1 protein-coding gene is annotated in these 1097 nt (G+C 45.9%); it reads right to left on the bottom strand.

The window, feature by feature from the left end; all coding sequences use genetic code 11:
• Positions 1-216: 216 nt before the first annotated feature.
• A complete protein-coding gene (locus PsW74_RS08910; protein ID WP_063289753.1) occupies positions 217-702 on the bottom strand; it encodes a hypothetical protein in 486 nt (161 codons plus the stop codon).
• Positions 703-1097 lie beyond the last annotated feature (395 nt).

Below are 1097 nucleotides of genomic sequence, written 5' to 3'. Positions count from 1 at the left end.
ATCAGAGGTGAGTTCCGGCTGGATCCCGCATCAAGTGCGGGAAGACGGCGGTGGGGGCTTTAAGCTCCACGCCCACCCTCGCCGTCATGCCGGACGAACGAAGTGAAGATCCGGTATCCAGAGCTAAGCAGCAGGGCGGCGCTCACAACATATGGTCGATGATCGCGTTGGAGGAAGGGAAGATTGTCGGGGTGCAAAAGGTGGAGATTAAGACATCTAAGATAGATCGAAACGCTCTTTAAGCTCCTCGACATAAAGTGTCATCATCAAATAACTTGGCAATGGAAGTCCCAAACGAGCTGCTTCTTGTTCTGCAGCATCAATCAACATTTGATCTTCTGGGGCTGTTGTTCCAAACATCGCGAATGAGATAATCGCGCCATTATCTACTCCTTGTTTGAATGATGCACTCATAGGCTTTTGCATGGAAAGCTCGGTAAATCTTTGAGCTATTGCCATACCATTCATATTGGAAAGAGCAGAAAAGCTGTCTTGGAGTACATAACCTCTATCAGTTCGGCTCAACTTACCTTTGGCAAGTATCATCGCAACCATGCTAACCATAGACCCAAAGAAACCAACCACAAACTCATCCTGCCAAAACCCTGCAGGGATACCGTGGTGGTGTTGAAATATTGCATACGGCTGCTTAACCATCTCGATGGTCTGTCGTGTCATCTTTTTCCGAAAACCACCAAACATGCAAAATCCCTTTCGCATCGCCACGCCAATGTTGCAACTTAAGGCAACTTTTGCTGCCCAAGCATTTTGCAATCGAAATTGGCTAATTAACCGATGCCAAACATGATGAAGAGAACAGCGCCGACCACTAGCACTGTGTGCGACCAGTCTTTGTCGAAGCAGTTATAATTGCAAGAAAATTTTATACAACTTATGCATAATTCATCAATAACCAACAGCAAATTAGAGGAACGCATTACTCTCTGAAATTTATGAGATAATTCTGGTTCATCTATCAACTTTACTCATCAAGCCAATATCAAAAGAGCTGGCGTTGGTGGAGGTGACTCTGGATCCCTGTGTGTTTGTTTTGTGCTTGAATGGTAGCGAGGCGGAGGTCGTTGGGTCCCAGATCA

The organism is Pseudovibrio sp. W74 (assembly GCF_001623085.1).
GTDB lineage: Bacteria > Pseudomonadota > Alphaproteobacteria > Rhizobiales > Stappiaceae > Pseudovibrio.
This window is presented reverse-complemented; position numbering and strand designations above follow the sequence as displayed.